General features: G+C 72.0%; 30 protein-coding genes. 11 read left to right on the forward strand and 19 right to left on the reverse strand.

Going from position 1 to position 26,275, the window contains the following annotated elements:
• Positions 1-2: 2 nt before the first annotated feature.
• Positions 3-917 (forward strand): non-homologous end-joining DNA ligase, encoded by a 915-nt coding sequence (ligD, locus tag ACH4PY_RS19645; RefSeq protein ID WP_398183967.1) that lies wholly within the window; start codon positions 3-5, stop codon positions 915-917.
• 85 nt (positions 918-1,002) lie between these two features.
• On the opposite strand, the gene ACH4PY_RS19650 is transcribed toward ligD, so the two are convergent.
• A complete protein-coding gene (locus tag ACH4PY_RS19650; protein ID WP_398183969.1) occupies positions 1,003-1,428 on the reverse strand; it encodes a DUF2267 domain-containing protein in 426 nt (141 codons plus the stop codon).
• Between the two features lie 425 nt (positions 1,429-1,853).
• Here ACH4PY_RS19650 and ACH4PY_RS19655 point away from each other — a divergent pair, with 425 nt between their 5' ends.
• Positions 1,854-2,468, forward strand: a complete 615-nt coding sequence (locus tag ACH4PY_RS19655; protein WP_398183972.1) for a superoxide dismutase — start codon at positions 1,854-1,856, stop codon at positions 2,466-2,468.
• A 102-nt stretch (positions 2,469-2,570) separates the two neighbouring features.
• Here ACH4PY_RS19655 and ACH4PY_RS19660 read toward each other — a convergent pair whose 3' ends face one another.
• The gene (locus ACH4PY_RS19660; protein ID WP_398183975.1) at positions 2,571-3,143 is read right to left on the reverse strand and encodes a hemerythrin domain-containing protein; all 573 of its coding nucleotides are present in this window, start codon (positions 3,141-3,143) and stop codon (positions 2,571-2,573) included.
• Between the two features lie 329 nt (positions 3,144-3,472).
• Here ACH4PY_RS19660 and ACH4PY_RS19665 point away from each other — a divergent pair, with 329 nt between their 5' ends.
• The gene (locus tag ACH4PY_RS19665) at positions 3,473-4,282 is read left to right on the forward strand and encodes an isocitrate lyase/phosphoenolpyruvate mutase family protein (protein WP_398183978.1); all 810 of its coding nucleotides are present in this window, start codon (positions 3,473-3,475) and stop codon (positions 4,280-4,282) included.
• A gap of 287 nt (positions 4,283-4,569) precedes the next feature.
• Here the strand turns inward: ACH4PY_RS19665 and ACH4PY_RS19670 are convergent, their stop codons facing one another.
• Entirely contained in the window at positions 4,570-4,710 is a 141-nt protein-coding gene (locus ACH4PY_RS19670; protein WP_398183980.1) for a transposase, read from the reverse strand.
• 58 nt (positions 4,711-4,768) lie between these two features.
• Here ACH4PY_RS19670 and ACH4PY_RS19675 point away from each other — a divergent pair, with 58 nt between their 5' ends.
• The 3 genes from ACH4PY_RS19675 (at position 4,769) to ACH4PY_RS19685 (ending at position 6,644) form a co-directional block, all read left to right on the forward strand.
• Positions 4,769-5,284 (forward strand): GNAT family N-acetyltransferase, encoded by a 516-nt coding sequence (locus tag ACH4PY_RS19675; RefSeq protein WP_398183982.1) that lies wholly within the window; start codon positions 4,769-4,771, stop codon positions 5,282-5,284.
• Positions 5,285-5,475: 191 nt separating this feature from the next.
• Complete coding sequence (locus ACH4PY_RS19680; RefSeq protein ID WP_398183985.1) at positions 5,476-6,255, forward strand: SDR family NAD(P)-dependent oxidoreductase; 780 nt, start codon at positions 5,476-5,478, stop codon at positions 6,253-6,255.
• A 23-nt stretch (positions 6,256-6,278) separates the two neighbouring features.
• Positions 6,279-6,644: a hypothetical protein gene (locus ACH4PY_RS19685; protein ID WP_398183988.1), complete on the forward strand. Its 366-nt coding sequence runs from the start codon at positions 6,279-6,281 to the stop codon at positions 6,642-6,644.
• Between the two features lie 339 nt (positions 6,645-6,983).
• Here ACH4PY_RS19685 and ACH4PY_RS19690 read toward each other — a convergent pair whose 3' ends face one another.
• Together ACH4PY_RS19690 and ACH4PY_RS19695 are read right to left on the reverse strand one after the other, a co-directional pair.
• Positions 6,984-7,922 (reverse strand): zinc-binding dehydrogenase, encoded by a 939-nt coding sequence (locus ACH4PY_RS19690; RefSeq protein WP_398183990.1) that lies wholly within the window; start codon positions 7,920-7,922, stop codon positions 6,984-6,986.
• A gap of 41 nt (positions 7,923-7,963) precedes the next feature.
• Positions 7,964-8,773 (reverse strand): nuclear transport factor 2 family protein, encoded by an 810-nt coding sequence (locus ACH4PY_RS19695; RefSeq protein ID WP_398183992.1) that lies wholly within the window; start codon positions 8,771-8,773, stop codon positions 7,964-7,966.
• 149 nt (positions 8,774-8,922) lie between these two features.
• Between ACH4PY_RS19695 and ACH4PY_RS19700 the strand changes: the two genes are divergently transcribed.
• The gene (locus ACH4PY_RS19700) at positions 8,923-9,822 is read left to right on the forward strand and encodes a LysR substrate-binding domain-containing protein (RefSeq protein WP_398183995.1); all 900 of its coding nucleotides are present in this window, start codon (positions 8,923-8,925) and stop codon (positions 9,820-9,822) included.
• Between the two features lie 839 nt (positions 9,823-10,661).
• Here the strand turns inward: ACH4PY_RS19700 and ACH4PY_RS19705 are convergent.
• The 4 genes from ACH4PY_RS19705 to ACH4PY_RS19720 form a co-directional block, all read right to left on the reverse strand.
• A complete protein-coding gene (locus ACH4PY_RS19705; protein ID WP_398184655.1) occupies positions 10,662-11,291 on the reverse strand; it encodes a response regulator in 630 nt (209 codons plus the stop codon).
• A 125-nt stretch (positions 11,292-11,416) separates the two neighbouring features.
• A complete protein-coding gene (locus tag ACH4PY_RS19710) occupies positions 11,417-12,742 on the reverse strand; it encodes a sensor histidine kinase (RefSeq protein ID WP_398183998.1) in 1,326 nt (441 codons plus the stop codon).
• A gap of 43 nt (positions 12,743-12,785) precedes the next feature.
• Positions 12,786-13,532 (reverse strand): ABC transporter permease subunit, encoded by a 747-nt coding sequence (locus ACH4PY_RS19715; RefSeq protein ID WP_398184000.1) that lies wholly within the window; start codon positions 13,530-13,532, stop codon positions 12,786-12,788.
• Positions 13,529-14,422: an ATP-binding cassette domain-containing protein gene (locus ACH4PY_RS19720; RefSeq protein ID WP_398184003.1), complete on the reverse strand. Its 894-nt coding sequence runs from the start codon at positions 14,420-14,422 to the stop codon at positions 13,529-13,531. Before ACH4PY_RS19720 ends, ACH4PY_RS19715 begins: the two co-directional genes overlap by 4 nt.
• Before the next feature lie 557 nt (positions 14,423-14,979).
• On the opposite strand from ACH4PY_RS19720, the gene ACH4PY_RS19725 reads away from it, so the two are divergent.
• Positions 14,980-15,957, forward strand: a complete 978-nt coding sequence (locus tag ACH4PY_RS19725) for a YihY/virulence factor BrkB family protein (RefSeq protein WP_398184006.1) — start codon at positions 14,980-14,982, stop codon at positions 15,955-15,957.
• Positions 15,958-16,065: 108 nt separating this feature from the next.
• Here the strand turns inward: ACH4PY_RS19725 and ACH4PY_RS19730 are convergent, their stop codons facing one another.
• The 4 genes from ACH4PY_RS19730 to ACH4PY_RS19745 form a co-directional block, all read right to left on the reverse strand.
• On the reverse strand, positions 16,066-17,070 hold the full coding sequence (locus tag ACH4PY_RS19730; RefSeq protein ID WP_398184009.1) for an iron-containing redox enzyme family protein: 1,005 nt from the start codon (positions 17,068-17,070) through the stop codon (positions 16,066-16,068).
• Entirely contained in the window at positions 17,067-17,264 is a 198-nt protein-coding gene (locus ACH4PY_RS19735; protein WP_398184012.1) for a CDGSH iron-sulfur domain-containing protein, read from the reverse strand. The genes ACH4PY_RS19730 and ACH4PY_RS19735 overlap by 4 nt, the downstream gene beginning before the upstream one ends.
• Before the next feature lie 37 nt (positions 17,265-17,301).
• Complete coding sequence (locus ACH4PY_RS19740) at positions 17,302-17,985, reverse strand: HemK2/MTQ2 family protein methyltransferase (protein WP_398184014.1); 684 nt, start codon at positions 17,983-17,985, stop codon at positions 17,302-17,304.
• Positions 17,986-18,774: 789 nt separating this feature from the next.
• Positions 18,775-19,299, reverse strand: coding sequence for a hypothetical protein (locus ACH4PY_RS19745; protein ID WP_398184699.1), 525 nt, complete (start codon positions 19,297-19,299; stop codon positions 18,775-18,777).
• 477 nt (positions 19,300-19,776) lie between these two features.
• On the opposite strand from ACH4PY_RS19745, the gene ACH4PY_RS19750 reads away from it, so the two are divergent.
• From ACH4PY_RS19750 to ACH4PY_RS19760, 3 genes are all read left to right on the forward strand, one after another.
• On the forward strand, positions 19,777-19,905 hold the full coding sequence (locus tag ACH4PY_RS19750; protein ID WP_398184017.1) for an LPFR motif small protein: 129 nt from the start codon (positions 19,777-19,779) through the stop codon (positions 19,903-19,905).
• A 71-nt stretch (positions 19,906-19,976) separates the two neighbouring features.
• On the forward strand, positions 19,977-21,146 hold the full coding sequence (locus tag ACH4PY_RS19755; RefSeq protein ID WP_398184020.1) for a glutamate--cysteine ligase: 1,170 nt from the start codon (positions 19,977-19,979) through the stop codon (positions 21,144-21,146).
• Between the two features lie 386 nt (positions 21,147-21,532).
• Positions 21,533-22,387: an SDR family oxidoreductase gene (locus ACH4PY_RS19760; protein WP_398184023.1), complete on the forward strand. Its 855-nt coding sequence runs from the start codon at positions 21,533-21,535 to the stop codon at positions 22,385-22,387.
• Between the two features lie 363 nt (positions 22,388-22,750).
• On the opposite strand, the gene ACH4PY_RS19765 is transcribed toward ACH4PY_RS19760, so the two are convergent.
• From ACH4PY_RS19765 to ACH4PY_RS19790, 6 genes are all read right to left on the reverse strand, one after another.
• On the reverse strand, positions 22,751-23,197 hold the full coding sequence (locus ACH4PY_RS19765; protein WP_398184026.1) for a hypothetical protein: 447 nt from the start codon (positions 23,195-23,197) through the stop codon (positions 22,751-22,753).
• A gap of 268 nt (positions 23,198-23,465) precedes the next feature.
• Positions 23,466-23,750 carry a gas vesicle protein K gene (locus ACH4PY_RS19770; protein ID WP_398184029.1) on the reverse strand — a complete coding sequence of 95 codons (285 nt, stop codon included), beginning with the start codon at positions 23,748-23,750 and terminating at the stop codon, positions 23,466-23,468.
• Entirely contained in the window at positions 23,747-23,977 is a 231-nt protein-coding gene (locus ACH4PY_RS19775; protein ID WP_398184032.1) for a gas vesicle protein, read from the reverse strand. Before ACH4PY_RS19775 ends, ACH4PY_RS19770 begins: the two co-directional genes overlap by 4 nt.
• Positions 23,974-24,837, reverse strand: coding sequence for a GvpL/GvpF family gas vesicle protein (locus ACH4PY_RS19780; RefSeq protein WP_398184035.1), 864 nt, complete (start codon positions 24,835-24,837; stop codon positions 23,974-23,976). The genes ACH4PY_RS19775 and ACH4PY_RS19780 overlap by 4 nt, the downstream gene beginning before the upstream one ends.
• Positions 24,834-25,205, reverse strand: coding sequence for a gas vesicle protein (locus ACH4PY_RS19785; RefSeq protein WP_398184038.1), 372 nt, complete (start codon positions 25,203-25,205; stop codon positions 24,834-24,836). Before ACH4PY_RS19785 ends, ACH4PY_RS19780 begins: the two co-directional genes overlap by 4 nt.
• Positions 25,202-26,275, reverse strand: a complete 1,074-nt coding sequence (locus ACH4PY_RS19790; RefSeq protein WP_398184041.1) for an SRPBCC family protein — start codon at positions 26,273-26,275, stop codon at positions 25,202-25,204. Before ACH4PY_RS19790 ends, ACH4PY_RS19785 begins: the two co-directional genes overlap by 4 nt.

A 26,275-nucleotide genomic window follows, 5' to 3' on the forward strand; every position in this document is an offset into this window, starting at 1 on the left:
CGATGCCGGACAAGCCCTACGAGACGGTACGGGCGGGCCGCCGTTCGGCGCGGGTCAGCCGCCCGGACAAGGTGCTCTTCCCCGCGGACGGGCTGACCAAGGCGGATCTGGCCGCGTACTACAAGACCGTCGCCCCGCGGATGCTGCCGCAGCTGCGCGGGCGCCCGCTCATGCTGGAACGGCACCCCGGCGGCATCGGCGACCACGGATTCATGCAGAAGGACACCCCGGACCACGTGCCGGACTGGGTGCGGCGCGCCGAACTGCCCAAGGAGGGCGGCACCGTCACCTACACCGTGTGCGACGACACCGCGACGCTGGTCTACCTCGCCGACCAGGCCTGCGTGACGCTGCACCGCTTCCTCTCCCGCGCCGACCACGCCGACCGCCCCGACCGGCTGGTCTTCGACCTCGACCCGCCGGACTCCGACTTCGCGCCGGTCCGCGAGGCGGCCCGGCACGTGCGCGGGCTGCTGGACGAACTGGAGCTGCCGAGCACGGTGATGACGACCGGGTCGCGCGGCCTGCACGTGCTGGTCGCGCTGGACGCGCGGTCCGCCGTGGACGAGGTGCGCACCTTCGCACGGGACGCGGCGGAGCTGCTGGCCGCCCGCCACCCCGGCAGCCTCACCGCCGAGCCACGCAAGGCCGCCCGCCGCGGGCGCCTCTACCTGGACGTCCAGCGCAACGCGTACGGCCAGACGTCGGTGGCCCCGTACGCGGTCCGCTCACTCCCCGGCGCCCCCGTCGCGGCGCCGCTGACCTGGGACGACGTGGACGACCCGGAGATGACGGCGCGCCGCTGGAGCCTCCGGGACGCCGACGCGCTGGCCGCGGCGGACCCGTGGCACGGCGCGCCCCGCCCGCGGGCCCTCGGCCCGGCCCGGCGACGGCTGGACGCTTTGCGGGACGGCTGAACCGGCCATCAGGGTGGCACCGTTGCTCCACTGGAGTGCACCCTCAACCTCACCCTAGAGTTGAGGTCGAGAGTTTGCGGGGCGGTCAGACCTGCCCGCGCGCCCGACCGGACGGCAGCAGCTCGCCCAGGTCCGCAGAGAAGTCGGCGGCGACCTTGTCCATCAGCTCCGGGGACAGCGCCCCGTCCAGGACCTCCAGCACGGCGGCGCTGTCCCGGACCGCCGCGTCGTCCGGCACCCCGGCGCGGCCGGAGACGCGCCCGGCGAAGGCGGTCAGGTCGAAGCGCTCCCCCGCCCCCCGGCCGCGTCCGTCGCGCCCGGCGTCCCGGGCCGCCGCCCGCAGGGGCGCGCCGAGGTCCGGGGGCAGTTGCGCGGCGACGTGCTCGGCGAGCCCCGGGGCGACGCGTTCACCGAGGGTGCGCAGCACCGCGCCGGTGGCGCGCTCGGCCGAGTCGCGGTCGGGCAGCCCGGCCAGTTCCTGGACCTTGCCGATCATCTCGTTGCGCTGCATGGCTCACTCCCCGCGCGGCCCGTTCCGTCGTCGGCCGCGGAGGGCGGCTCGGGGCGCGGCTCAGGGCGGCGCACCGGAGCGGGTACCCGTTCGGGCCGGGTTTACCGCCCCCGGACCGCCCTCGTGCCGCGCCCGGGCCGTGCCGCGCCCGTGTCGAGCCCGCGCGGTGATCGGCGCGGGGACGGGCGGGACAGGCGGGACGAGGTCGGCCGGACCGGCGGGTGCCGGGTGAAAGACGATCACCTCTCGGGAAGGACGGGCCCGTTCGACGGGCGCCGCGGCGCCGAAAGCTGACGGGCCGACCCCGCCACTCGTCATGTTGCTGCATGCAATGCGTTGTTGCAAGTTATTCGCAATAGAGGTCTAGGGTGGTTTCCGGAAGATCGCCCACCCGCAAAACCCACCACGGAAAGGGGCCGTGCCTGATGGGCACTTACGCGCTGCCCGACCTCCCGTACGACTACTCCGCGCTCGCCCCGGCCATCACGCCGGAGATCCTGGAGCTGCACCACTCCAAGCACCACGCCGCCTACGTCAAGGGCGCCAACGACACCCTCGACCAGCTCGCCGAGGCCCGCGACAAGGACGCGATCACCCCGACCGGCCTGGTCGGGCTGGAGAAGACCTTCGCCTTCAACCTCTCCGGCCACGTCCTGCACACGCAGTTCTGGCAGAACCTCTCCCCCGACGGCGGCGACCGCCCCGACGGCGTGCTCGCCGACGCGCTCGACGAGAACTTCGGCAGCTTCGAGGCCTTCAGGAAGCAGCTCACCGTGGCCACCACCTCGGTGCAGGGCTCCGGCTGGGGCGTGCTCGCCTGGGAGCCGCTCGGTCGGCGGCTGATCGTCGAGCAGGTCTACGACCACCACGGCAACGTCGGCCAGGGCAGCACCCCGCTGCTCGTCTTCGACGCCTGGGAGCACGCGTACTACCTCCAGTACCGGAACGTCCGCCCGGACTACGTCACCAAGCTGTGGGACCTGGTCGACTGGACCGACGTCGCGGCCCGCTACACCGCCGCGTCGTCCACCGCGGCCTGAGGCGGGGCGGCCCGCAACCGCACGGGGACGGCCCCGGAACGGCCCGCGGGCCGGGAAGCCCGTGCGGCTTCCCGGCCCGCGCGGCAGCGGGAGATCCGGCGGTCAGCGGGCGACCGCGTCCCTGACCCGGTCCACCATCGCCGCGAAGGGGCCGGTCAGCGCCAGTACGGCGGGCCTGCCCGCGGCGGTGGGGTGCGGGTGGGTGGGCGCGAGGCGCTCGATCATGAGCAGCCGCTCGCCCATCGCCCGGCGTCGCTCCTCGGTGCAGTCGCGCAGGAGCGCGGGGAACTCCTCGGACTCCTCGTGGTCGGCGTGGTCACCGACCGCCTTCTCGAACTCCGCGAGCGTCTCGGTGAACGCGGGGCTGTCGAGGTCCATCTTCTCCAGCCGCCGCAGCACCGCCGCGGCCTCCGCCTCCTCGTGGTCGCGGGCCGCCGCCTCGCGCTCGCCCGCGGAGTGCTTCGCGACCGGCCGTACGACCACCTCCTCGGCGACCTCGTGCACGGCCAGCAGCGCCCGCAACGCGTCGAACGCCTCCTTGCGGCCCTCGCCCCGGCTCTCCCGGACGGTGCCGAACAGGTCGCGGATCCGCGCGTGCTGCGTCAGCAGCACCGCGACCACGTCGCCGTCGGGCAGCCGCGCCGCCTGGGTCCGCTCGGCTGTGGCAGAACTCATCGTCCGCTCCTTCTGCGTCGTCGTCCTCGATCGGTTTCCCGGTCCTGTCGGTTCTGTCGGTCCTGTCGGTCCTCGTACGACCGTGCCGCCCCGGCGTACCGGACGGCGTATTCGGGTCCGGTTATCCGCTCCCGCCGCCCGCAAACAGGCCGTGCCGCCGAAGCGCCCGTCCCCCGGGGCGTCCGCGGCTCCCGCCGGAACGCACCGGGGGCGGCTCCCGCGCAGTTCACGCCGGTGCGGCAGGGGCAGGCGGGCGGCCCTCGCGGCGCCGCACACAGGTGTCGGATTCCTGCCAGCCAAGGGCCGTGAGCCGATGGTTCGCTCGTCCCATGCACACCGACACGCGCGGCGACAAGGCCCGCCTCTTCCGCTCCCTCCACTCCCCCGCCCGGCCGCTGGCCCTCGCCAACGCCTGGGACGTCGCGAGCGCCCGCGTCGTCGAGGCCGCGGGCGCGCCCGCCGTCGCCACGACCAGCGCGGGGGTCGCCTGGGCGCTGGGCGATCGGGACGGGAGCGCCGTCCCCCGCGACCGGGTCGTGGACCTGGTCGCGCGGATCGCCGCGGCAGTCGCGGTCCCGGTCACCGCCGACATCGAGGACGGGTACGGCGCGGGGCCCGCCGAGGCCGCCGAGACGGCACTGCGGATCGCCGAGGCCGGGGCCGTCGGCGTCAACATCGAGGACGGCACACTGCCGCCCGCCGAGCTGGCGGCCCGGCTGACCGCGGTACGCGGCGCGGCCACCGGCCTGTTCCTCAACGCGCGCATCGACACCTACCTGCGCGGCCTCGGCGACCCGCAGCGCCGGCTCGACGAGACGCTGGAGCGAGCCCGCCGCTACGCGGACGCGGGCGCCGACGGGGTATTCGTCGCCGGCGTCACCGACCCCGCCACCGTCCGCGCCCTCGCCGCCGGTGTCCCCGTACCGCTCAACGTCATGGCCGGACCCGGCGCCCCCTCCGTCGCCGAGCTGGGCGCCCTCGGAGCCGCACGCGTCAGCCTCGGCTCGGGCGTGGCGCAGGCCGCGTACGCCGCCGCCCGCCGCGCCACCACCGAGCTGCTCGGCGACGGCACGTACCGCACGCTCACCGACGCCGTCCCCTTCCCGGAACTCGACGGCCTGTTCGCCGCGCGGCGCTGAGGGCGCAGGAGTTCGGGAACGTTCGTACGGCCAGTTCGATCTCGTCCCGCCAGGCGGAGGTGGGGACGGTGAGGCGGTGGGCATGCCCACGGTGGAGGCCCAGCGGACGCGGGAGGCCGCGTTGCCGGGGCGGTGGTCGTAGTCGTCGTCTCCTTCGGCACCCCGGCCGCCACACGGACTGACTGGGTGTCGATGACCACCGGGGACGGGTCTCTCATCCTCCGGCCCGCCTCCCGCGCCTGGCACCGCAGGGCCTCCTGGACCTGCTGGTCGAGGCCGTTCTGGCGTCACAGGGTGAAGGAGTAGAACACCGCCGAGCAGGCCGGGAGGTCGTGCGGCAGAAGCCGCCGCTGGCAGTCCGTCCGGTTCTGATGGAGCAGCGCGTTCACGACTTCGCGCAGGTCGCACGCGCCCGGTTCCCCGGTCACGGGGGCCCGACAGGCTCAGTTACCATCGGCAAACCACTCACCCGAAGGAAAACAGACCATGGGCACCGGCGTGACCGTCAGGGTTTTCGAGCAGGAGGACTGGGCCGAGGTCTGGCCGATCGTCCGTGAGGTGGTCCGTGCCGCCGACACCTTCACCTACGATCCGGCGATGAGTGAAACCGAGGCCCGGCACGGCTGGATCGAACCTGGCGACGCCAGCGGGTTGACCGTGGTCGCCGTGACGGAACACGGGCAGGTTGTCGGCACTGCGAAGATGGGGCGCAACCGGCCCGGACCCGGCGCCCACGTGGCCACTGCCAGCTTCATGGTCGCAGCCGACGCCCGCGGCCGTGGGGTGGGGCGGCACCTGTGCGGCTACTCCCTGGACTGGGCGCGCCGCAACGGCTACGCGGGAGTGCAGTTCAACGCAGTGGCCGCCTCGAACCTCTCCGCGGTCCACCTCTACGAGTCCCTCGGTTTCACCATCGTCGGAACAGTCCCCGGTGCGTTCGAACATCCGGCGCTCGGCCGTGTCGGACTCCACGTGATGTACTGCGACTTCGCCTCGGCGTGACCTCCGCCCGACCCGGGACAGAGGGCCGGCGACCCTCGCCCGGAACCTTCCGGCGCGGCGGGCAGCGGGGTGGAACGCGTCCCGCCGGAGCTGCGTGGCTGCTTCACGAGCTGCCGCGTCCGCGGAGACGGGAAGAGGGAGCGAGCGCGCGGCGCTATCACGGCTGGCAACTCGACGAGAAGGGGGAGTCCATGGCTGAAGCGGGCAGACTCGACGGCAAGAGGGCTCTGGTGATCGGCGGTGGCGGAGCGGGGATCGGTCGAGCCGTCGTCCGTGCCTACGCCGCGGCCGGGGCGCACGTGGTGGTCGCCGACATCGACGCGGGTCGGGCGGCCCAGGCCGCAGAGGAGGTGCGGACGGCCGGGCACACCGCTCATGCGGTGAGCGGTGACGTCCGCTCACGCGACCAACTCGACAGCGTGATCGCCGGGGCGGCGGAACGGCTCGGCGGCCTCGACATTCTGGTCACGGTGGTCGGCGGGCAGATGGCGTTCGTTCCCGCTGTCAAGCTCCACGAGATGGAAGACGAGGACTGGGACACCGTCTACGAACTGAACCTGCGTTACGTGGTCCGCGCGGTACGGCACGTACTGCGCCTGTTCCTGGAACAGGGGACAGGCGGAAGCATCGTCGGCATCGGCTCGGTCACCGGATTCATGGCCGCGCCGAAACAGGCCGGGTACGGCGCGGCGAAGGCCGGCCTTTCCAGCCTGGCGCGCACCGTCGCGGCCGAGTACGCGGCCGACGGCATCCGCATGAACGTCGTCGCGGGGGGAGCGATCAGCACCGCGGTCAACGACGCCGGGCCCTCCGGCGAGTGGGTCCCGGAGATCCCGGCGGGCCGCTACGGCACCTCCGAGGAGATGGCCGAGGCTGCCGTCTACCTGGGGTCCAACGCGGCACGCTACATCACCGGCCAGCAGATCGTCCTGGACGGAGGAGTCTCCGTCCGCGGCCCGTTCCCCGAATAGCCGGCCGGACCGGAGACGGACACATGGGGGTATACGTTTCGGTCAGAGGATGGCTGGAGTGCGACGAGAAGCAGTTCGCCGCGGCCCAGGAGATCATCTCGTCCCACGAGGACGGCCATTACTCCAGCGGATGGAGCACACCCCGGCGGCAGGCCAACTGGACGCACTACCTCTTCTACGGCGCCGACATCCGCGAGTCCGCCCTGGAGTGGCTCGCGCAGCAGGTCACCGAGATCGCCCGGATCCCGGCCTCCGACGACGACGGGGACCTTGTCCGGGGTCTGCTCCTCTCCCGCCACGAGGTCCAGGGGACGACGGAGTGGCAGGTACGCGACGGCAGGCTCGTCCTGTCGCCCGCCGACGCCAGACACCGCTACCTCGACGCATAACTCGGACCCGTTCCGCGCATCAGGTGCCGAGCTCCTCGTCTTCTGGCCTGCGACAGCGCAGGTGCCCTGGTCCCCGTGGCTGCTCGACATGATGATGACGGTCGAAAACGGCTCTGCCCGGAGTTCCGTGAAGTGGCCTGGGACAGCAGGTGGCGACCCCGCTGACGATGCTGTCGTGCAGCCACGGCATCACGGCAACGAAGAGTGATCGAGTACGGCTCGTCACCTCGTCGACGCGTTCGCGCAGGCAGGCTCGACGCTGGTGGCAGGTCTTCTCCAGTGCGACGGCAAGGTTTTGGAGCAGGTGCCAGCGGTCGGCGACTTCCGTGGTTCCCCAGCTCAGCCGACGGTCAGGACCGCGTTGCCGCGCGTCCGGCGACCGCGGAGGTCGGCGATGGCATCGGCCGTGCGGGCCCAGTCCCGGATCGAGCCGATCTCCGGGTGCAGCCGGCCGGAGGCGACCAGGCGCACCAGGGCGGTGAGGTCCTGGCCGTAGGTCGCATCCGATGTCGTGTAGTCGAAGTGCGTGATCCGGGCTTGGTTGGGGCCTTTGAAGAAGTCGAAGAAGTTCAGTGTGACGGGCTCGCGGCTGGCCTGGCCGAACCACACCAGCTGCCCGCCGGGGGCGAGCCTGGTCAGCGCGACGGGCAGGCTGTCGCCCCCGACCGACTCCAGCACCACGTCGTAGGGGCCCGTGGCTTCCACGACGGAGGTGACCAGTTCGGCGGCGCCGAGCTCCAGCAGTTTCGCGCCGCGTTCGGCGGTGGCGCTGACGGCCGTGACGGCGGCGCCGGAGGCGGCTGCCAGCTCGGTGACGTAGTGCCCTACCCCGCCGCTGGCCCCGGTGATCAGCAGCCGGAGGCCTGCGAGCGGTCCGGCGGCGCGCAGCAGCCGCAGCGCGGTGATGCCGGCGAGCGGCAGTGCGGCGGCGGTGACTGCGTCGACGTTGTCGGGCAGTTCGGCGAGGTCGGCGGTCGGCACGGCGACCCGCTCGGCCCAACCGTAGGCGGGCGGGTGGCCGACCACGCGGGTGCCGGCGGCCGGCCCGCTGCCGTCGGCCGCGGCCCGCACCACAGTGCCGGCGACGTCCTTGCCGGGCCGCCATCCGTTCCAGCGGCGGGCCAGGCCGCCGTCGAGCTGGAAGGTCTCGCCGCGGTTGACCGAGAACGCCTCCACCGCGACCACCGCTTCGTCGTCGGCGGGTTCGGGCTCAGGGGCCTCACCGAGGGTGACTGGCTCGTCGGTGTCGCCGGCCGCGCCGGGCAGTATCGCCTTCATGTTCCTGCTGTCCTCTCAAGTGTGCTGACGGCGGGCCGGTTTCAGGCGACGAGCGCTTGGTGCCAGTGCTGGGTGTCGGCGTACTCGCGCATGTTCGTGATCTTGCCGTCGCGGACGGTGAAGACGCCGACGTTGTTCTCGCGGTACGGGCGGCCGGTCTTTCCGGTGGCCCAGGAGTCCCACTCGACCAGCACCTGCTCGCCGGCCCCGAAATGGTTGGTGACCTTGATGCCGATCTCCAGCTCCGGGTCGAGGTGGGCAAAGGCAGTGGCGAGGAAGCCGTCGATCACCTGGTCGCGGCCCTGCCAGGTTCCCGAGATCGGCAGATCGCCCCCGTACCAGCAGCTGCCGTCCGGGGCCCAGGAGTCACGGATGACATCCTGGTCACCGGCCGCCAGAGCCTCGAAGTAGCGCAGCACCACGGCGCTCGGATCAGGCTCGGCGAAGACGACGGTCTTGGCATGCAGGGTGTCGAAGTACTCCCGCACCGCCGCGATCTTGCCATCGCAGATGGTGAAGACGGCCAGGCAGTGCTGGTCGTAGCGGCCGCCCGTCCTGGCCTGGGCGACGGTGTTCCATTCGGCGAGCACCTTGTCGCCCTCGGCGATCACGCCGTCGAAGCTGAACTCCATCGTCTCCGGCCGCAGCCGGGCCACCATCTGCGGCACGAACTCCTCCAGGATCTCCACCGGCCCGGTCCAGGTGCCGGACAGGGGCAGGTCGCCGGCGAGCGTCCAGGTCGATTCGGCGGTGAAGAAGCCGCGCAGGGCGTCGATGTCGCCGGCCGTCAGGGTGTCCATGTATGCCTGGACGACGGCCTTGCTGGTGGCGGTCAGTTCCTGGGTGCTCATCGTTTTCTGCCTTCTGAGGAGGTGTTTCTTCCGTTGCCTCGAACTTAGGCCCGCCGCATTGCCGAGCGGAAAGACCTGTTTTGGCCGACCCGATACCAGGACGGCATAAGCCCAGTTCAAGCCGGGGCGTAGGGCGTAGGATGCGTCGCATGGCAGAACTTCGTCGTCTTCGCTACTTCCTGGCGGTGGCAGAGGAGCGGAGCTTCACCCGTGCCGCCGCCCGGCTGCTGACAGCCCAACCCGCTTTGAGCCGCCAAATACGCGAGCTGGAGAAGGAAATGGGTGTGCGGCTGCTGGAACGCACCACGCAGTACGTGGAGCCGACCGAGGCCGGTCGGATGCTGATGGAACGCGGCCAGGCCCTCGTCGACGAGGCGGACCGGCTGTGGCGCGAGGTGCGGGGTTTCGCCGCCGGCGCCCATGGGAGCTTGTCCTTCGGCTACAGCGCCGGCACCGGCTACGAGACCGCCCCGGCCCTCCTGGAGCGGCTGGCCGAGACCAACCCCGGCATCACCGTGGACGCCACGCTGTTGTCCACCGCGGAGCTCCTGGCGGCCGTCGCCGACGGCACCCTGGATGCCGCCCTGCTGCGCTGCCCGCCACCCACCCCGCAATTGGTACGCACCCTCGTGCGGCTGGAGCCGCAGGGCGTGCTGATGCACCAGGGACATCCACTCGCCGCCCGGAGCGATCTGCCGGTGGCCGCACTGGCCAACGAGGCGATCCTGCTGCACCCGCGGGAAGCCAATCCCGGCCACCACGACGCCATCACCGCCATCTTCCAGCGCGCCGGCATCAGCCCCGAGTTCCTGCCGCGTCGCCTCTTCGACACCGCGCACACCCCGGTGGCACAGGGCAAGGCCGTCACCGTCGTCGGCGCCTCCACCCTTCCCAGCCTGCCCACCGGCCTGGCCTGGCGCCCCCTCAGCCCCGCCGAGACGATTGAGATCTGCCTGCTGACCCGCGGCAACACCCCACGCCCCGCGGTGGCCCACCTGCTGCACGCCACGGCGGCAGTCGCCCGCGAGCGCGGCTGGCTGCGCGTCTGAGCCAGCTGAAGGTCCGCTCGACGGCCCGGCGTCGCGGGATCACCGTGAAGCCCTTTGGGCGGGGTCGCGGCACTTCTGACCCAGGTGCGGCGGGGCGGCTCGACGCGAGCGTGTCGGCTCTGGACTACCGGCGGATCATGAAGGCCCTTGGCGGGGCGGGCGGAGAAGCGATGGACTCCGGGCAGCTCGCGGCCGTACTCGGGCTCGTGCCGGTTCCGTAGCCGCCGTCCGCCCAAACCCGCGTGAGCCGTCGGTGCCGGTGCCGCAGCTGGGCCAGGAGCGTCCGGGCTGCGTCGCGGTCGGTTCCGTATCCCGGTCGGCTGCCTGCCGGACACGGCCACCCGGCCTGTCGTACAGTTCGCCGGTCAGTCCCGAGGACGACAACGCCACCGGCGACCAGGGCCGCGCACTCATGCAGCGCCCCGGCATCCCGCCGCTGATCACCCGGCCCGACGCCGCTGACACGGGGGACGCCGAAGGCGGCACCTCTGGCATATCGGTTCCGCCCGCCGTCCGCTCCGACCCGGGAGCGATGGGGCCGTCCGCTGAATCCTGACCGGCCATCCGTCGGGGGGCGGGCAGCACCTCCTGAACTGCCGTCCGCCCCCTTCCCCCCGCACCCCACCGGCAGGTCCGGCCACGCAGCCGCCTCGCGCGACCCCCACGCCCCCTAGAACCGCCGCCCCTCCCACGGATGGCCCGGCGACGCCGGGCGCCACACCGCGTCCAGCTTCATCGCCTGCGCCGCCGACAGCCGCGCCGTACGCCGCAGATACCGCAGCCGGCCTGCGGCATCCGCGGTGGTCGCGGAAGTGAGCGCGGATCGCGGGGCCCCGGTGTCAGGTTCCTTCGGGCTCGGTCAGGCCGGACTGGTACGCGACAATGGCTGCCTGCACGCGGTTGTCCGCCCCGAGCTTCATGAGGATCGCGCTGACGTGGATCTTCACGGTGCCCTCGACGAGGTGGAGGCGGCGGGCGATCTGGGCATTCGACAGACCGTGGCCGACCAGGACCAGCACGTCCCGCTCCCGCGCGGTCAGCGACTCGACGGCGCGGCGGGCCGCGGCATGCCGTTGCAGCCGACCGCGGTCGAGCGCGTTGAGGACGCGTCGGGCCACGGTCGGCGACAGGGCCGTGCCGCCGGCCACAGCCGCCTTGACGCCGCCGATCAGGTCGTGCGGGTCGGCTGACTTGAGCAGGAAGCCGTCGACGTTCAGCTCAACCGCTCGAGCGATGTAGCCGTCGTCGTCGAAGGTGGTGACCATCACGACGCGGACGTTCGGGTGCCCGGAGCGGACGTTTGCCGCTGCGGCGAGCCCGTCGGTGCCCGGCATCTGGATGTCGAGCAGCACCACGTCCGGCCGGTGCCGTGCCACGGCCTCCACCGCGGCGCGGCCGTCGCCCGCCTCGGCGACCACCTCGATCGTGCCGTCGGCCTGCAGGATCGTCCGAAGGCCGACGCGCACCATCGGCTCGTCGTCGGCCACCACGACCCGGATCGGCCGCCCGGGTGTGCCGGGCAGCGCACCGGCCGCACCGGCTGTGGAGGGCGCCGCGGCGCCCGGTCGGGCGGGGATCGATCCTGGCGTTGGCATCACGGGCTCTTCTCCTCAGGGCCGCTGATGGAGCTGATACGCCCGTCGCGGAAGCAGATGCGGTAGTTGCCGTAGGCCAGAGGGTAGTTGCCGTCCGTGTAGTACCTGCAGTCGCCGCCGGTCCGCTGCCCGAACCACACCGGGGACTGACGCTGCGGCAGGATCTCGTCGGCGGCACTCTCGCTCATTCCGACGTGGAGCCGGGCGAGGTCGCGGTACTCGATGGTCGCGCCGTGCACCGACCAGGCGTAGAAGCCGCTGGCCAGCACGACGAGCACCGCTGGTGGGGCGAGCACGCTCGCGAGCAGAGCCGTGCGCGCCCGCCGGCGGCGGAGCCGGTACTCAACGGCGACCTCCGGGTCCGCGCCGGCAGCGACCACCGGGGCCGCCTCGGCCCGGCGGGGCAGTCGGGCCTCCAGTTCGAACCGGCCCCCGCGCCGCTCGGTACGCAGCGAACCGCCGAGCAGGCGCAGCCGCTCCGCCATCGCCGCAAGGCCGGTCCCGGGTCGCGGCGACGGCGGCCTGAGCGGGCACGCGTTGGTCACCCGGACCGTCACGACGTCGCCCGGCGCCCGGCGACCGCGTGGCGTCGTGCGACCGCCCGTCACGGTGCCGTCCCGCTCCGCGCCGCCGCCCGGCGCCTCCAGTTCGATGCTGACCGCCTCGCCCGGCGCGTGCTGCGCGACGTTCGCGAGCGCCTGCTGCACGACGCCGTGGACGGCCCGACGTGCGGCGGCGGATGTGTCCGCCGGCAGGTCTCCATGAAGGGACACCGCCGTCCCGGCTGCGCGGTGCCGGGCCACCAGCTCCCCGAGGTCCGCTCCGGCGGAGGGGTCCTCCCCGAGCAGGTCGACGAGCCTGCGCACCTTCGTGATCGCCTCGGCGGCACCCGCCCGCAGCTCCGAAGCCTGCTCGCGGACCGCCGGGTCGGTCGCGGTGACCTGGATGCCCCCCGCGCGCAGCGCCAGCAGGCTCAACTCGTGGCCGAGGGTGTCGTGGATCTCGGCTGCGATCCGGGCCCGCTCCCGCAGCCGGGCCTCGGTCTGCGCCGCGCCCGCCCGGGACCAGCCCTGCGCGGTCAGTTCGTGGCGCAGCCGACGGTACGATCCGGCCAGCGCCCCGAACACCCCACAGGCCACGATCACGACCTGGTCGACCAGCCAGCCGAGCGTGTCGTGCGTGGTCGCCACGGCGACGGTGCTCGCCGCCTCGCACAGGGCAAGCAGCACCGTCACCGCCCAGGTCGCACCGCGCCGCCCGAGGACGTACGAGACGACCGCGAGGGCCGACGCAGGCAGCAGGTACCACTGCCCCCATCCGTGCATGCCGCCAGCCTAGTTCCGCCGCTCAGGGGCAGGCCAGCACACCTCAGGCGTCCCGTCGGCTGAGCAGCACCATCGCCGCGGTCTGCGCCACTGCCGCCCAGCCGAGCATGACCAGTGCGCCGACCCAGGACGGGTACTCCGAGGCGTCGCCTGCCACGAACGCCGTCGCGGCGCCCGCCGGCATGTACGCGCCCACCGGATTGCTGAGCACGCTGAGCCCCACCAGCAGTACGAACGCGACGGTCAGCGCGCCCGCGCCGCTGCGCACCACCGAGGAGATCGCGGTGGTCAGTACGCACCCGAGGGCCACCGTCACGGCGACCCGCGCGACGACCTCGGCAGCCGGCGAGGTGTTCGCTGCGTGGCTGCCGAGGGCGAGCTCCGTCGACGCCCAGCCGGCGGCACCGAGCGCCGCGCCCGCGACCAGGCCGACCAGGCCGGTCACGACCGTCTTGCCGGTGAGCACATCGGCGCGCTGCGGGCGGGCGAGCAGGGTCGAGCGGATCGTTCCGGTCGCGTACTCCGACGTCACGACGACCATCGCGAGCGCGAACAGGGCGAGCTGCCCAAGCTGCACGGCGGGTCCGAGCGCGTCGGTGACCTGCATCACCGCACCGGCCGAGTGGTGGCCGTTGCGGACGTCCAGGACGAAGTCGTTCCCGAGCGAGGAGGCTACGGCGGCCGTAAGCAGCACCGCGCTTGCCACGCACCACCAGGGGGCACGCAGCGACCACGTCTTGCCCCACTCCGCCCGGACGGCCTCGCTCCACCGGATCGGCAGCGCCGTCATACCGCCACCTCCTGCTGCCGGCTCGGTGCGACCGTCCGGAACTCGACGTCGTCGCGTACCAGGTCCATGTACGCCTCCTCCAGGCTCACCCGGTTGGTGTGCAGTTCGTGCAGGACCACTGCCGCCTCGTGCGCCTGCTGCCCGATCAACGCGGCGACCGCGCCGGGCACGCGCAGCCGGCGCGGTCCGAGGCGTATGACGCCTCGTGCTGCGACCACGGCCACCAGGCGGGCGCACCCGGCCTCGTCGGCGGCCTCGACCTCCACGTAGGAGTCGTGGCGGGCGGTCATCTCCTCCAAGGGGGCGTCGGCGAGCAGCTTGCCGCGGCCGATCACCACCACGTGGTCCGCAGACACCGCGATCTCGCTCATCAGGTGGCTGGAGATCAGCACCGTACGGCCTTCGGCGGCCCAGCGGCGTGTCAGGTCGCGGACCCAGCGCACGCCGTCCGCGTCGAGGCCGTTGACCGGTTCGTCCAGGATGAGCGTCTGCGGGTCGCCGAGCAGCGCCGCTGCGATGCCCAACCGCTGGCCCATGCCCAGCGAGAAGCCGCCGGCCCGGCGGCTGGACACCTCGGCGAGCCCGGTCTCGGCCAGCACCTCCTCGACCCGCCTGCGCCCGATACCGGAGTAGCGGGCGAGCGCGAGCAGGTTCGCGCGGGCGGTGCGCCGCGGGTGGAACGCCCGCGCGTCCAGGTGCGCGCCCACGGTGCGCAGCGGGTGGCGCAGCGAGCCGTACGGACGGCCGTCGATCAGCGCGGTGCCCGACGTGGGGTGGTCCAGGCCGAGGACCATCCGCATCACGGTGGACTTCCCTGCCCCGTTCGGGCCGAGCAGCGCCGTGACGCGCCCCGAGGCGATGGTCACCGACAGCTCGTCCACCGCTGTCATCGGGCCGAACCGTTTCGTAAGGCCTACGACTTCAATCATGTGACCAGCATCGACGCCCGGCGGCCGCGGTACATCGGTCGATGGCAAGCGGGTGGCTATGCCTTTGGGCATAGCCACCCGCCAGGTCGGGCTGCGCGGGGACGAACTCCATCCCGGTGGATTGGAAACGACGCATACAACTTGCTGACTTTTCCCGGAAGCATAAATTTACGGATACGCGGCAGCAGCTTCCATGCAGGTCAGGGTAGGGTAAACGGCGAATTGCCGCTTCTGTAGTGATTGCACCGGGGCGACCCATGCGAACCCCCGGGAGCGACGCGGCGGCGACCCGGGGCGCCTGCGCGGTCGGGCGGAAAGGGTCCAGCACACCTCCCCGCCGTCCGGGCTGCGGAGTCCCGGGGGGTGGCTCCGGTGGCCGACCGCGGTTGCGGGGGTTCGGTCCGCCACTGTCTGATGAGAAGGAGCGGCGTCGCCTGTGGGTCGACGCATGCAGCAAGTCGTCGGCCACCTGACGGCTCAGGTGGGCTCGGAATGCAGGTGCCCCAGGAGGGTGAACGATGCCCGAGGACAGCCCGGAGCACGGTGACGGTGCTCCCGAAGGTGCGCATCGTGCGGAGCCTGTACCCGCGAAGCCGTCAAATCTGCCGAAGGGGGCCTGGCGGGGGATCGTGCGTCGCACCCTCAAGGAGTACAAGGCCGACAACCTGGCCGACCTGGCCGCGGCGCTCACCTACTACGCGGTACTGGCGATCTTTCCGGCGACACTGGCGCTGGTGTCGATCGTGGGGTTGCTGGGCCCCTCGGCGGTCAGGTCGCTGACCGACAACATCGCCACCCTCGCGCCGGGGCCGGTTCGCACCGTCCTGACCAGCATCGTGAAACAGGTGCAGAACAACCAGGGGTCGGCAGTGATCGCCTTGGTCGTCGGCATCGTCGTCGCACTGTGGTCCGCCTCCGGTTATGTCGCGGCCTTCATGCGAGCCGGCAACGCCGTGTACGACATCGGCGAGGGGCGCCCGGTATGGAAGACGCTGCCGACTCGCTTCGCGATCACGGTGTTCATCGTCGTCATGCTGGCCGCCATCTCGGTGGGCATTGTCTTCACCGGAAAGCTGGCCCGCAGGACCGGAAGCGTCCTGGGCCTGGGCGACACCGCGGTCACCGTATGGAACGTCGCCAAATGGCCCGTGATGGTCGTCCTGTTCGCGCTCGTGGTCGCCGTCCTGCACTGGGCGGCACCGAACGTCCGGCACGGTTTCAGATGGGTGACCCGAGGCAGCCTGCTGAGCGTCGGCCTCTGGCTCGTCGCATCCGCTGCCTTCGCCGTCTATGTGGCCCATTTCAGCAGCTACAACAAGACGTACGGCACCTTCGCCGCCATCATCATCTTTCTCGTCTGGCTCTGGATCTCCAACATCGCACTGCTCCTGGGCCTGGAATTCAACGCGGAGATCGAACGCAGCCGGGCCATCGAGGGCGGCCACCCCTCCGGAAAGGAGCCGTACGTCGAGCCGCGTGACAACCGCGAAATCTGAGATCCGCGCCAGAGCGTCATCTTGTTCAGCCCGTACTGTGCCTGGGGCACTGCAGGTACCCCGGCTGGGGCCGGCACGGGCACCGCTTTCGGGCCGCCGCCCTGCGGATCAGGCGCCCCGAAAGGCGGACCGGCCCGCCCGCCAGGCGTTCAGCAGGTGGGCCCCGAGCCGGTCCTCCAGGAACACGGTGGCGTCCGCGCCGAAGGCGACGTCAGGCTCCAGGTGCGGTTCGTCGGCGAGCAGGCCGCCGATGACCTCTCGGCGTACGACCTGCTCGTGCACGGCGTCGGCCTCGACGTGCTCGGCGTAGAAGTGTTCGGCGGCAGCCCCTGCCCCGGTGCGCCGCATGGCCGCGGCAAGGCGCCGGGAGCCGGGCGATGAGGTGACCTCGACGCACGCGAAGTGCCCGACGAGCGCCCCGCGCAGCGCCCGCCGCAGCCCGAACAGCGTCATCATGTTGACGGTCGCGAGCGCGGCCGCGGGCGCTGCTTCCAGGTACTGCCCGTATTCGGCGTCCAGGCCCAGGTCGGTCATCAGGTCGGCGAAGAGCTGGGCGTGGATGTTCTCCGCCCTCCCGGCGCCGAACTCGTCGTACTCGATCGCCACCATGCCTGCCTTGGCCCGGCCGCGTAGCCGCGGGATCACCCAGGCGTGCGGGTCGGCCTCCTTGAGGTGGTAGAGGGAGCGCAGGGCCGCGTACTCGCGCAGTTGCCACAGCTCGCCGTGGTGCTCCAAGTAGTAGGCGACGCTGCCCTCGTGGTCGGTGGACTCGACCAGCAGCTCGCCGAAGGCCTCATCCGTGCTCCGGCCCGCGGGGACATCGGCTCGCAGGGCTCGCAGGAAGCGGTCCTCCATCTCTCGGCGCAGCGGCATCAGCGCGGGATCCCATTCGCGGTCCTCGGCCACTCCCGCGAAGCCGCGGTAGTGCAGCTCGTAGCACAGATAGAGGGCCAGCTGGAGGTCCTCGCCGTACGGATCCGCCGCGACGACTTCGAGCGGGTCGGGGGCGGGACAGCCCTCGGAGGTGAGGGCTGCCACGAGGCCCGCGGACAGCGGCCCGCGCGGCGCGGGCAGGACGGGGTCTGTGCGCAGGCCGGTGGCGGTCGTCGTCATGTCCGCTCCCCGGGCCGCGGCTCGCCGCCTCCATGGCGTTCAGCAGCCGAGGGCCTGGTGCGGGCGCGGTGGCTGGTGTCGCACCACGGGTAGGTGCGGCTGCGGCGGCAGGTGCACAGGGCGACCACGAACCGGTCGGAGGTGGTGACCGTGCCGTCGTCGGCGACGACCTCCACCGGCCCCTCGATCAGCACGGGGCCGTTTCGGTCGACGGTGACACGTCGGCGGCGATCAGCTTCGTTCGGCACGGATGACCACCAGCTCTTCCTTGTCCTCGTGGGCTCCTATCAGCCCCTGGGCACGCAGCCATGGCAGCCGCCCGGTGAGCACCCGGCCGAAGGGCACGTATGCCCGGTCCGTGATCGAGCAGGTCAGCCCGGCCGCGGTCAGATGCCGAAGGGTCGTGTCGGCGTCGCACAGGCCGGAGTGCACCATCAGCAGTACCCCGTGCGGCCGCAGAAGCGAGGGGGCGTGCGCGCAGATGCGGTCCACGACGTGCCTGCCGTCACGGCCTGCGTCCCAGGCCCGCGCCCGTCCCCACAGTGGGGGCCGGGTTCCGCGGGCGGGGATGTAGGGGGGATTGCTCACCACCATGTCGAAGGTCCGGCCGCCCCACGGAGCCGACAGGTCGCCGCGCCGCACCTGAACGCGTTGTCCGGCGCGGGCCGCGTTGAGCTGGGCAGTGATCACTGCGCGGCGGGAGATGTCGGTGGCCGAGACGCGGGCCCCCATGCGCGCGGCCAGCACAGCCAGCGCGCCGCTGCCCGTACAGACGTCCAGGACGTCCATGTCCGGCGCGATGCCTTCGGCGCGCAGGGCCCGGGCGAGCAGGCGGGTGTCCGCCTGGGGGGTGTACACCCCGGGCAGGGTCCACAGGGCACCCAGGTCGGGGGGCCGTCTGGCAGCAGTCGTCACGGGTACCTCCGGCGAGAAGCGCAGTTCAGCGGCGTGATCGTTCCGCCAGGCGCTGGACAGCCCCCCTCCAGCCTCGGTGCACCCGCGGTCCGCCGCCACTGGGGCGGCGATCACCGTGCCGCCTGCCCCCGGCTCGACCTTCCATGTCGCGCGACCCCACGGTGTGAGCCGACATGCGAAAACCGCCGCCCTTCCGGTACGCGATCCCCACCGAATCCGACGAATCAACCTATTGGCGCAAGTATCTACGCGCCCACGTATGGCTTCTCTCACGCTGGAGCCGCCACGGACGGGGCGCGGACGACTCCGGTGAGGGAGGTGGCAGCATTCGCAGGCCTGCTGGACATGGCGCGTCCTGGGGTGCTCCGGGCGGATGCTGCCTCCCGGGCGGGCGCGGAGACCGGCAGTCTCGAAGCGGCTCAGATGCTGGCACCGCTGGTGGACCTGAGCCGCGTTCTCTCTCGCCGGGGCCGAGGCACCACCCTCGTCTGCAGCGCCGACAGCACCTGGGGGGCCAGGACCTTGATCGTGGGGTTGGCCCAGGAGGCCGCGGGGCGGCTCGGGGACGTCAAGGCGGTCCAGCATGCGCATCCACAGCACGCCCTGCGTCTCGGCGACGTTGTGGCCGAACAGGGCCGGGGTGTCGGCTGGTCAGGTATCGACACGCGTCGGCCATCGCCGCCTACCCACCGCCCTTGCCTGGCGTGTGGCGGCCGACATCGGTGTGGTCGCTCAGGTCCTCGCCGGGCCGCGAGGTCCCGCTCTGCCTGGCTGACGGGCCGATGGCGGTCAGGTCGGCTCGACGTGCTGGACGTCGGTGATCACGAATCCGCTGTGCGGGCGGGCGGGAATGCGGCGCAGGGAGATGTCCGGACGCTGCTGTGGGACGCGGTCACCCAGGCCGGCCAGCCGGACCACCAGGGCTTGCGCGGCGAAGGCGACGAACCAGCTCACCGCGACGGTAGGCCGGATGATGTTGAGCAGTTCCACGGCAGCCGTGCGCTCGTCCAGCAGGCGGTCACGGTGGTCGAGGTGGCCGGCCACCACCGCCGACACGGCCCCCTCGGCCGCCTCGACGGTCCCGCCGCGCACCCCCTTCACCAGGTCCGTCAGCCGTGCCTCCTGGCGCCCCCGGGCCAGGCGCGCACGCCAGTGCCGTGGGCCGAGCGTGGCGAAAGCGTCCACCATCGCGACCAGGTCATGGGCGACCTTGCCGAACGGCGTGCCCACCACGGGTTCGGGAACAGCCTGGTGGCGGCGCACATACTTCTCGTCGTAGAAGAAATCCACCGCATCCGGGCCCCGCAGTCCCACCGCCCTCCTGCCCATGAGCCGCGCCTGCGCCGGCGAGCCGCCGTCGGACCCGGCATCAGCGCGGTCACGCTCACGCCTGTGTCCTTGAGGTCGTTGTCCAACGCGAGTGCGAAGGACTGCAGGAACGACTTCGAGGCGTTGTAGACGGCCTGGAAAGGCCCCTGGCACCGTCGCGGCGATCGACGAGGTGATCAGGACGGCCCCCTCGTTGCGGGCGGCATGTCGATGCCGCTCGACGCCCCGGTGACCAGGGCCAGCGGCCGCTGTACATCTGCCATCTCAGTCCATGACGTCGGCTACCCGTTCCGGACCGAGCTACGGACGCATCGGACACGAGCCGAGCGCCCCTCGCCGGCATCGCGTCCGCACGATGATCGAATGTGCGGCTCATGTCCGGCCCCTTTCCGGGTACGCGAAGGGAGAGCGGCGCTCAGCGGGCGCCGGGAAAAGCCAGCAACCGCGGCGGAAGGACAAGCTGTGTTCAAGGCCATCGCAGATGTACTGGGCAAGGTCGGCAGTGCGCTCGCCACGGTAGTGACACTGCCGTTTCGCGCTGTTGCCCGCCTCTTCGGCGGCGCGTCCGACACTGCCCGTGGTCACCACTGACTCCCCGGTCCAGCTGCATCCCGGACAGCGTGCAGGGCTTGCCCGGCGACGAGGCGAATCAGGAGTGACTGGTGGCTACGGTGCCCGCTGCCACCCTCGGGGTGGAAGAGGAATTCCTGCTGCTCGACCGCCGGACCGCGCTGCCGGCACCGCGCGCCGGTCAGCTCCAGATGGCGGCGGATCACGAACCGCGGTTGAAATGCGAGGCAGTCGACAGCGAACTGCTCCAGGCGCTGGTGGAGGTCGCGACTCCGGTCTGCTCCTCCCTCGAGCAGGTCGCCGCGCACCTCACCAGTTTCCGGCGCTCCGTGCGAGCCGCGGCACACCGCGTGGACTGCCTGCTGGCTTCGACGGGCGGCGCCCCCCTGATGTCCGAGGCGACAGTGCCCGTGACGGGTACGCAGCGCTACCTGGAGATGCGCGCGGATGCAGCGCAGCTTGTCGATGAGCAGCTGATCTGCGGCATGCACGTTCACGTCGCCGTCCCCGATCGCCAGGCCGGAGCCGCCGCGCTCGGCCGGTTGCGCCCCTGGCTGCCCGTTCTGGTTGCCCTGGGCGCCAACTCGCCGTTCTGGGGCGGCCACGACACCGGGTTCGCCAGCTGGCGCACTGTGGTCTTCGGCCGCTGGCCGGTCAGTGGCCCTCCCCCGTTTCTCTCCGGCGCCTCCCACTACGAGGAGCGGGTCACCGCTCTGCTGGGCACCGGCGTGATCGCCGACCGCCGCCAGGTCTACTGGCAAGCCCGGCTGTCCGACGACTACCCCACCCTGGAAGTCCGCGCGCCCGACGTACAGCTGGACGTCGACAGCGCCGTCACCATCGCCGGAATCACCCGCGGCCTGGTGGTGACCGCCCTGTGCGAAGGCCGCCGCGGAGTTCCCCCGCTGGATCCACCGACCAGCCTGCTGCATGCCGCGGGCTGGCACGCCGCCCGCCACGGGCTGACCGCCGACCTGGTCGACCCGCGCACGGACACACCCCTCCCGGCAGCCGACGTTGTCGGCGCCCTGCTCGACCGCATCACACCCGCACTCAAGGAACTCGGCGACGTCGACCGGGTGACAGCGGGCGTGCAGCAGCTGATCGTCGGCGGGACCGGGGCCGCCAGGCAACGATCCGCCCTCGCCCGAGGCGGCACGGAGGGGCTGCTCGACCTCATCGCCCCCCGGCATCCCGAGCCGGAGGCGGTCGCACCGGGTGGTTCACCGTCGTCGGGGCAGACGCAACAACGCGACCGCTGATGGCGTAACCCGCTTCCGCGTGGCGACCCGCTGTACAACCGACGGCGGGCGCCGCCCGAGATCCGAAAGGATCACCATTCCCCTCAGGGCGCGGGCGTTGGGCGCCGGAGCGTCCGCGATCGCGGGATCCCTCCCGGGCCGTCGGCGAATTCGAGAAGGCGCCCGGCACCGGCCCGGGGCGCTCCCGGTCGATGGGTTCAGCTTGGCCCGTGTGGGCAGCAGCGGTGAAGGAAGCCCTGGGTGTGCCGCTCAGAGCCTCGCGATTCCAGGCCGGCGCCCGCAAAAGAATTCAGGAAGCAACCGGGGCCTCCGCTCGCCCAGACCCGCGCCGACATCGCTCGATCACACGGCGTACGGCGCCCGCAACCGAAGGAGGCACGGGAATCATGACGCAGCCCGCGCAGGAGCAGCAGCCGCCTGGCACCGAATCGCAGATGGAGCCGCGCCCGAACCACGGCGAGCACAGCTACCAGGGCTCCGGCCGCCTGGCCGGGAAAGCCGCCATCATCACCGGCGGCGACAGTGGTATCGGGAAAGCCGTGGCCATTGCCTTTGCCCGCGAAGGTGCGGACGTGCTCATCTCCTACCTCGACGAGCACGACGACGCCCGCGATACCGCGCGGTGGGTGGAGGACGCGGGGCGCAAGGCCGTGCTGGTCCCTGGTGACCTCTCCGAGCCCTCCCAGTGCCTGGCCGTCGTGGCCGAGGCCGTCGTGGCCGAGGCCGTCGAGGCCTTCGGACGGATCGACGTCCTGGTCAGCAACGCCGCTTACCAGATGACCAGGACTTCCCTGGAGGAGATCCCCGACGAGGAGTGGGACCACACCCTGGCGTTGAACCTCAGCGCGCTGTTCCACCTCACCAAGGCGGCGCTCCCGCACATGCGGCCCGGCTCGTCGATCATCGGCTCGTCCTCGGTCAACAGCGACCAGCCCTCCCCGACGCTGCTGCCCTACGCCGCCACCAAGGCCGCCATCGCCAACATGATTGCCAGCCTCGCCCAGCTGCTGGCCGACCGCGGTATCCGTGCCAACAGCGTGGCCCCCGGACCGATCTGGACCCCGCTCATCCCGGCCACGATGCCCGCCGAACACGTCGAGAAATTCGGCTCCAACGTCCCGCTGGAACGCCCGGGCCAACCCGCCGAGGTCGCCCCCGTCTACGTCCTGCTCGCTTCCGACGAAGCCTCCTACGTCTCCGGCGCTCGCGTCGCGGTCACCGGCGGCAAGCCGATCCTCTAGCGGCGCGGCCCGGGAGCCTTGTCGGTGCTTGGAAGCGCCGGGATTCGTCCCCGGGTGAGTGCCCGAGGAGACTGGCTTCGTCTGCGGCGGTGTCCCGCCACTGCACCGGCCGCGCAGAGTCCTTACCGGCCGCGATGGCCAGGGTCGTCACCCGCTGGGCTGGCTCGCGACAGCTACCGCCTCCAGCCGCTCGTGGTCCGGGTCGAGCGCCCGAGCCTGCTCCGGGACACGCCACCGGACGCGGTGCAGCGGACAACTGGCGCCGCCGGCAATGGCTCTTCTCGTTCTGCCGAGTCACCGAGCGGCGGGGAGTCGGCCGCGCCCGCTACCTGGGCGGCCGCCCCGATGGGAGTAACTCCGAACTCAGCGCAGGGCGTTGACGACGTCGTGCGCCAATCGGCGCGTCGCCTCCGGTTGGTTCAGGATGGCCACGTCGATGATGCCCGTCCGAGGCCCGGTGGCGACCTGCAGCTCCCAGTCGCGGGAAGATGCGAAGCTGGCGCGCAGGCCGTCCACCGGGTCGGTCTTGTTCTTCCTGCCGACGGAACTGTTGTCACGGCCTGCCCGTAGAGAGACCGATATGCTCTCGTACGGGTCGGCGGAAGGATCTGACTCCCACTCGCAGTAGGAGATGCCGCCCACGTTGGTGTCGAGCTTGGTCCGGGACACGTCGTAGGTCTTCAGTTGTTTCTTGGTGAGCAGCCTGCACGCCTTCACGCCGTCGAGCTTGACGGTCGGGCCGTCATTTCCTGAAGAGCAGCCGATGAGCGTTCCCGTCGTTGCGAGGGCAAGGCAGGCCGACACGACCACCCGCGCACCCAGGGGCTTCAACGGGGTGCAGCGGGACAGCACGAGTCCTCCGGAAGGTGTGCTTCTCGCGCGGTGCGACGCCCTTGGCGCAGAGCGGTGTGGGGGCGTGTTCAAGGCCAGGTCCTGCCGGGTGTACGCGGTTCGTCCGGTCCGACGAGAGCGGCGGAGCGACACCGCGATATGCCACCGTGCCCACACGGTAGTCGGCGACCGGGCCAGCTCGCAGGTTTTCCGGCACCCTGCGGCTTTCAGGGGTGCACGCCCGCGTCTACCAGGAATGCTCGGCCAGCAGCGGTCCGAGGGGGCCGAGATGGAGGTTGAGCTCCTCGCGGCGCAGTCCGTGGTGGGCGCAGAGGTCGTTCATCGCGCCGTCGAGGTGCATCAGGGCGGTGCCGAGGCGCTCCTCCTGCTCCGGCGTCAGGTCGGCCTGGTCCAGACGGCGGATCGCCTGCCGTTCGAGGAGCTGGCGGACCAGCTCGACCAGGGTGAGGACGAGGGAGACCAGATCGCGGGCTGCGTTGTCGGGGTCGAGGTCGACCCGCCCGCCGGTCACAGCGGGCCTCCGTCGCTCCAGGGAGCGGGGACGCGCTCGCTGACCGAGGCGAGCAGCGCGTGCAGCGAGAGCCGGACCAGCGGCACGTCGGCGATGGCGATGACCAGGTCGCCGCTGATGACGACGCCGGTGGCGAGGACCCGGTCCAGCAGGTCGACGAGCGGCACGCCGAGCGGTGCCCCGCTGTCGGGTCCGAGCCAGGGGACGACGTCGGCGGAGGCGGTCACAGGGCGGGCTCCCCGCCCGCGGTGTCGGCCTCTGCCTCGCCGGTGAAGGAGTACGGCACCCAAGGACCGGACACGTCGACGTGCACACCCAGCCCACCGCGGTCCCCGGCGAGCTCCCGGACGGCGGCGACCAGGTCCGCCGCCCTTACCTCGTCGACGAGGTAGGCGGCGTTGAGCACCTGGCGGCGTTCCCGGCCGGTCACCGCGGCGCCGTGCGGGGGACGGCGTACGGAGGCTGCCGCGAAGGACAGGGCCGTCGCGTGGACGCGACGGGTCACCTGCCCGATCGCGTCCTGCCGGGACCGGCGCTCGCGCTCCCGGCCGCGCACCCGGGCCAGGTAGGCCGCGCCCGTCCCGGCGTCGGGGCCACTCCCCTCCCCCGTGTCCGGACTGGCCAAGGCCTGGGTCACGTGCACCTTGACCGCCCACTCGGCCCGTCCGGCGACCCGGTCCAGGGCGGCGGCGAAGCGCGCCTCCTGCCCGGCGAGAGCGACGGCGGCACGGGAGTCTCCCGTGAAGAGGGTGGCCAGGGGCAGCGGTACGACCGGGCCGTGCGCGGCAGCCGCGGTGACCACGGCGTGGTGGATGCGCGCACACGTCTCCAGCTCCCGCGCGTCCGCGAGCCGGCGGCGCAGCGCCTCCTCGGTGAAGTCGGCGGCGGGCACGGCCTGGACGACCGCCGCGAGCGCGGTGCCGGGAAGCGCCAGCAGGCGCAGCGGGCCGCCGCCGGGCAGCCCCTGTGTGCCGGGGGGCTGGTCCGCGGCGCCGGACCGCCGCACCGCGAAGACCACGGTCGCCGTGGTCCCTGCGGGCGGGAGCGCGGGGAGGGCCGTGAGCACCGGCGGGTGCGCGGCCGTCATGCGTCGTCCCTCCGTACTCGGTCGCGCTTGGGCGTACGCGTCCGGCCGCCGCCCTCCAGCTCCGCCAACCGGTCACGAAGGTCGCGGTTCTCCTGGGCGAGGGCGTTCTCGGCGGCGCGGGAGGACAGTGCCGGGTCGGTCTCCCACCAGTCGATCCCGGCCTTCTTGGCCGTCTCCACGGAGGAGATGAACAGGCGCAGCCTGATGGTGAGCAGCTCGATGTCGAGCAGGTCGATCTTGATGTCCCCGGCGATCACGATGCCCTTGTCCAGGATGCGCTCCAGGATGTCGGCGAGGTTCACCGTGGAGGGCGTCTGGTCGCGGTCGTAGGAGACGGCGGTGGTCTCCGGGAAGCCGAGCGCCGTCATCGGCGACCGCTCGCGCGCTTGCGGGGGGTTTCCTCTTCTTCCTCGCCGTCCTCCTCCTCGTACGCGTCCTCGGCGTCCTCGGCGTCCTCGGCGTCCTCGGCGTCCTCGTAGGCGTCGTCGGCGTCCTCCCCGCCGTCCTCCTCGTAGCCCTCCTCGTCCTCGTCCTCGTCGAAGTCCTCGGCGTCCTCGGACCCCTCGCCGTTCTCCTCGTCGTAGCCCTCCTCGTCGTCCTCCAGGCCCTCCTCGTGGGAGCGCACGACCTCGCCCTCACGGACCTCGCCGCGCCAGCCCTCCAGCTCGTCGTCCGCGTGCAGGGTGATGTGCCGGCCGAAGTGCTTGAGGTCGAGGCGCAGACGCCTGCCCTGGGCGCGCCAGAGGTTGGCGGTCTTCTCGAAGAAACCGGCCGGGCGGTACTCGACCACGACCAGGACCCGGGTGAGGCTGGGCCCCAGCTCGTGGAAGCTCACACAGCCGGTCGTGCTGGCCTTCTCGCCCTCGGAGGTCCACACGATCCGGTCGTCGGGGACCTGCTCCTGGATCGTCGCCTTCCAGCTGCGGCTGGAGGGGCCGATCTTGGCGTTCCAGGTGGTCGTGGTGTCGTCCTCCTGCGAGACGCCGCGTACGCCCTTCATGAAGTCGCTGAAGTCCTCGAACTGCGTCCACTGGTCGTACGCGGTGCGCCTGGCGACCCCGACGTCGAGGGACTCGACGATGTTGACGGCCTTGACGTCACCGCCCTTCCCGGCCCCGCCTCCGCCACCTCCGACGGCGTCCTTCACCTTGCCGACCACCTTGTCCTTGGCGTCCTTGGTCTTCTGGCCGACCGCCGCCTTGAGTGGCGAGTCGCCGTGCAGCATCCGGCTGCCGATGCCGAGCATGCCGCCGCCGCCGTCGCCGCCGCCCTTGCCCTCGGCGACGTCGCTCAGCCGGTCGGTGAGGTCGGAGACCCTGCCGCTCGCCTTGTCGATCCACCCCTGTGTCAGGTCGCCGACGAAATGCTGGAACTGCTCGCGGAGGTCGTCGAACCCCGAGCCCGTCTCCGGCTGCTCCTTCTCCTTCTGCCTGGCCAT

The sequence above is a fragment of the Streptomyces sp. NPDC021224 genome, from assembly GCF_044332905.1.
GTDB lineage: Bacteria > Actinomycetota > Actinomycetes > Streptomycetales > Streptomycetaceae > Actinacidiphila.

What these genes read in the sequence shown, in the direction of transcription:
- ligD (WP_398183967.1), top strand. Translation starts at nt 3, where the DNA reads ATGCCGGACAAGCCCTACGAGACGGTACGGGCGGGCCGCCGTTCGGCG.
- ACH4PY_RS19650 (WP_398183969.1), bottom strand. Translation starts at nt 1,428, where the DNA reads ATGCAGCGCAACGAGATGATCGGCAAGGTCCAGGAACTGGCCGGGCTG.
- ACH4PY_RS19655 (WP_398183972.1), top strand. Translation starts at nt 1,854, where the DNA reads ATGGGCACTTACGCGCTGCCCGACCTCCCGTACGACTACTCCGCGCTC.
- ACH4PY_RS19660 (WP_398183975.1), bottom strand. Translation starts at nt 3,143, where the DNA reads ATGAGTTCTGCCACAGCCGAGCGGACCCAGGCGGCGCGGCTGCCCGAC.
- ACH4PY_RS19665 (WP_398183978.1), top strand. Translation starts at nt 3,473, where the DNA reads ATGCACACCGACACGCGCGGCGACAAGGCCCGCCTCTTCCGCTCCCTC.
- ACH4PY_RS19675 (WP_398183982.1), top strand. Translation starts at nt 4,769, where the DNA reads ATGGGCACCGGCGTGACCGTCAGGGTTTTCGAGCAGGAGGACTGGGCC.
- ACH4PY_RS19680 (WP_398183985.1), top strand. Translation starts at nt 5,476, where the DNA reads ATGGCTGAAGCGGGCAGACTCGACGGCAAGAGGGCTCTGGTGATCGGC.
- ACH4PY_RS19685 (WP_398183988.1), top strand. Translation starts at nt 6,279, where the DNA reads ATGGGGGTATACGTTTCGGTCAGAGGATGGCTGGAGTGCGACGAGAAG.
- ACH4PY_RS19690 (WP_398183990.1), bottom strand. Translation starts at nt 7,922, where the DNA reads ATGAAGGCGATACTGCCCGGCGCGGCCGGCGACACCGACGAGCCAGTC.
- ACH4PY_RS19695 (WP_398183992.1), bottom strand. Translation starts at nt 8,773, where the DNA reads ATGAGCACCCAGGAACTGACCGCCACCAGCAAGGCCGTCGTCCAGGCA.
- ACH4PY_RS19700 (WP_398183995.1), top strand. Translation starts at nt 8,923, where the DNA reads ATGGCAGAACTTCGTCGTCTTCGCTACTTCCTGGCGGTGGCAGAGGAG.
- ACH4PY_RS19705 (WP_398184655.1), bottom strand. Translation starts at nt 11,291, where the DNA reads ATGGTGCGCGTCGGCCTTCGGACGATCCTGCAGGCCGACGGCACGATC.
- ACH4PY_RS19710 (WP_398183998.1), bottom strand. Translation starts at nt 12,742, where the DNA reads ATGCACGGATGGGGGCAGTGGTACCTGCTGCCTGCGTCGGCCCTCGCG.
- ACH4PY_RS19715 (WP_398184000.1), bottom strand. Translation starts at nt 13,532, where the DNA reads ATGACGGCGCTGCCGATCCGGTGGAGCGAGGCCGTCCGGGCGGAGTGG.
- ACH4PY_RS19720 (WP_398184003.1), bottom strand. Translation starts at nt 14,422, where the DNA reads ATGACAGCGGTGGACGAGCTGTCGGTGACCATCGCCTCGGGGCGCGTC.
- ACH4PY_RS19725 (WP_398184006.1), top strand. Translation starts at nt 14,980, where the DNA reads ATGCCCGAGGACAGCCCGGAGCACGGTGACGGTGCTCCCGAAGGTGCG.
- ACH4PY_RS19730 (WP_398184009.1), bottom strand. Translation starts at nt 17,070, where the DNA reads ATGACGACGACCGCCACCGGCCTGCGCACAGACCCCGTCCTGCCCGCG.
- ACH4PY_RS19760 (WP_398184023.1), top strand. Translation starts at nt 21,533, where the DNA reads ATGACGCAGCCCGCGCAGGAGCAGCAGCCGCCTGGCACCGAATCGCAG.
- ACH4PY_RS19780 (WP_398184035.1), bottom strand. Translation starts at nt 24,837, where the DNA reads ATGACGGCCGCGCACCCGCCGGTGCTCACGGCCCTCCCCGCGCTCCCG.
- ACH4PY_RS19785 (WP_398184038.1), bottom strand. Translation starts at nt 25,205, where the DNA reads ATGACGGCGCTCGGCTTCCCGGAGACCACCGCCGTCTCCTACGACCGC.
- ACH4PY_RS19790 (WP_398184041.1), bottom strand. Translation starts at nt 26,275, where the DNA reads ATGGCCAGGCAGAAGGAGAAGGAGCAGCCGGAGACGGGCTCGGGGTTC.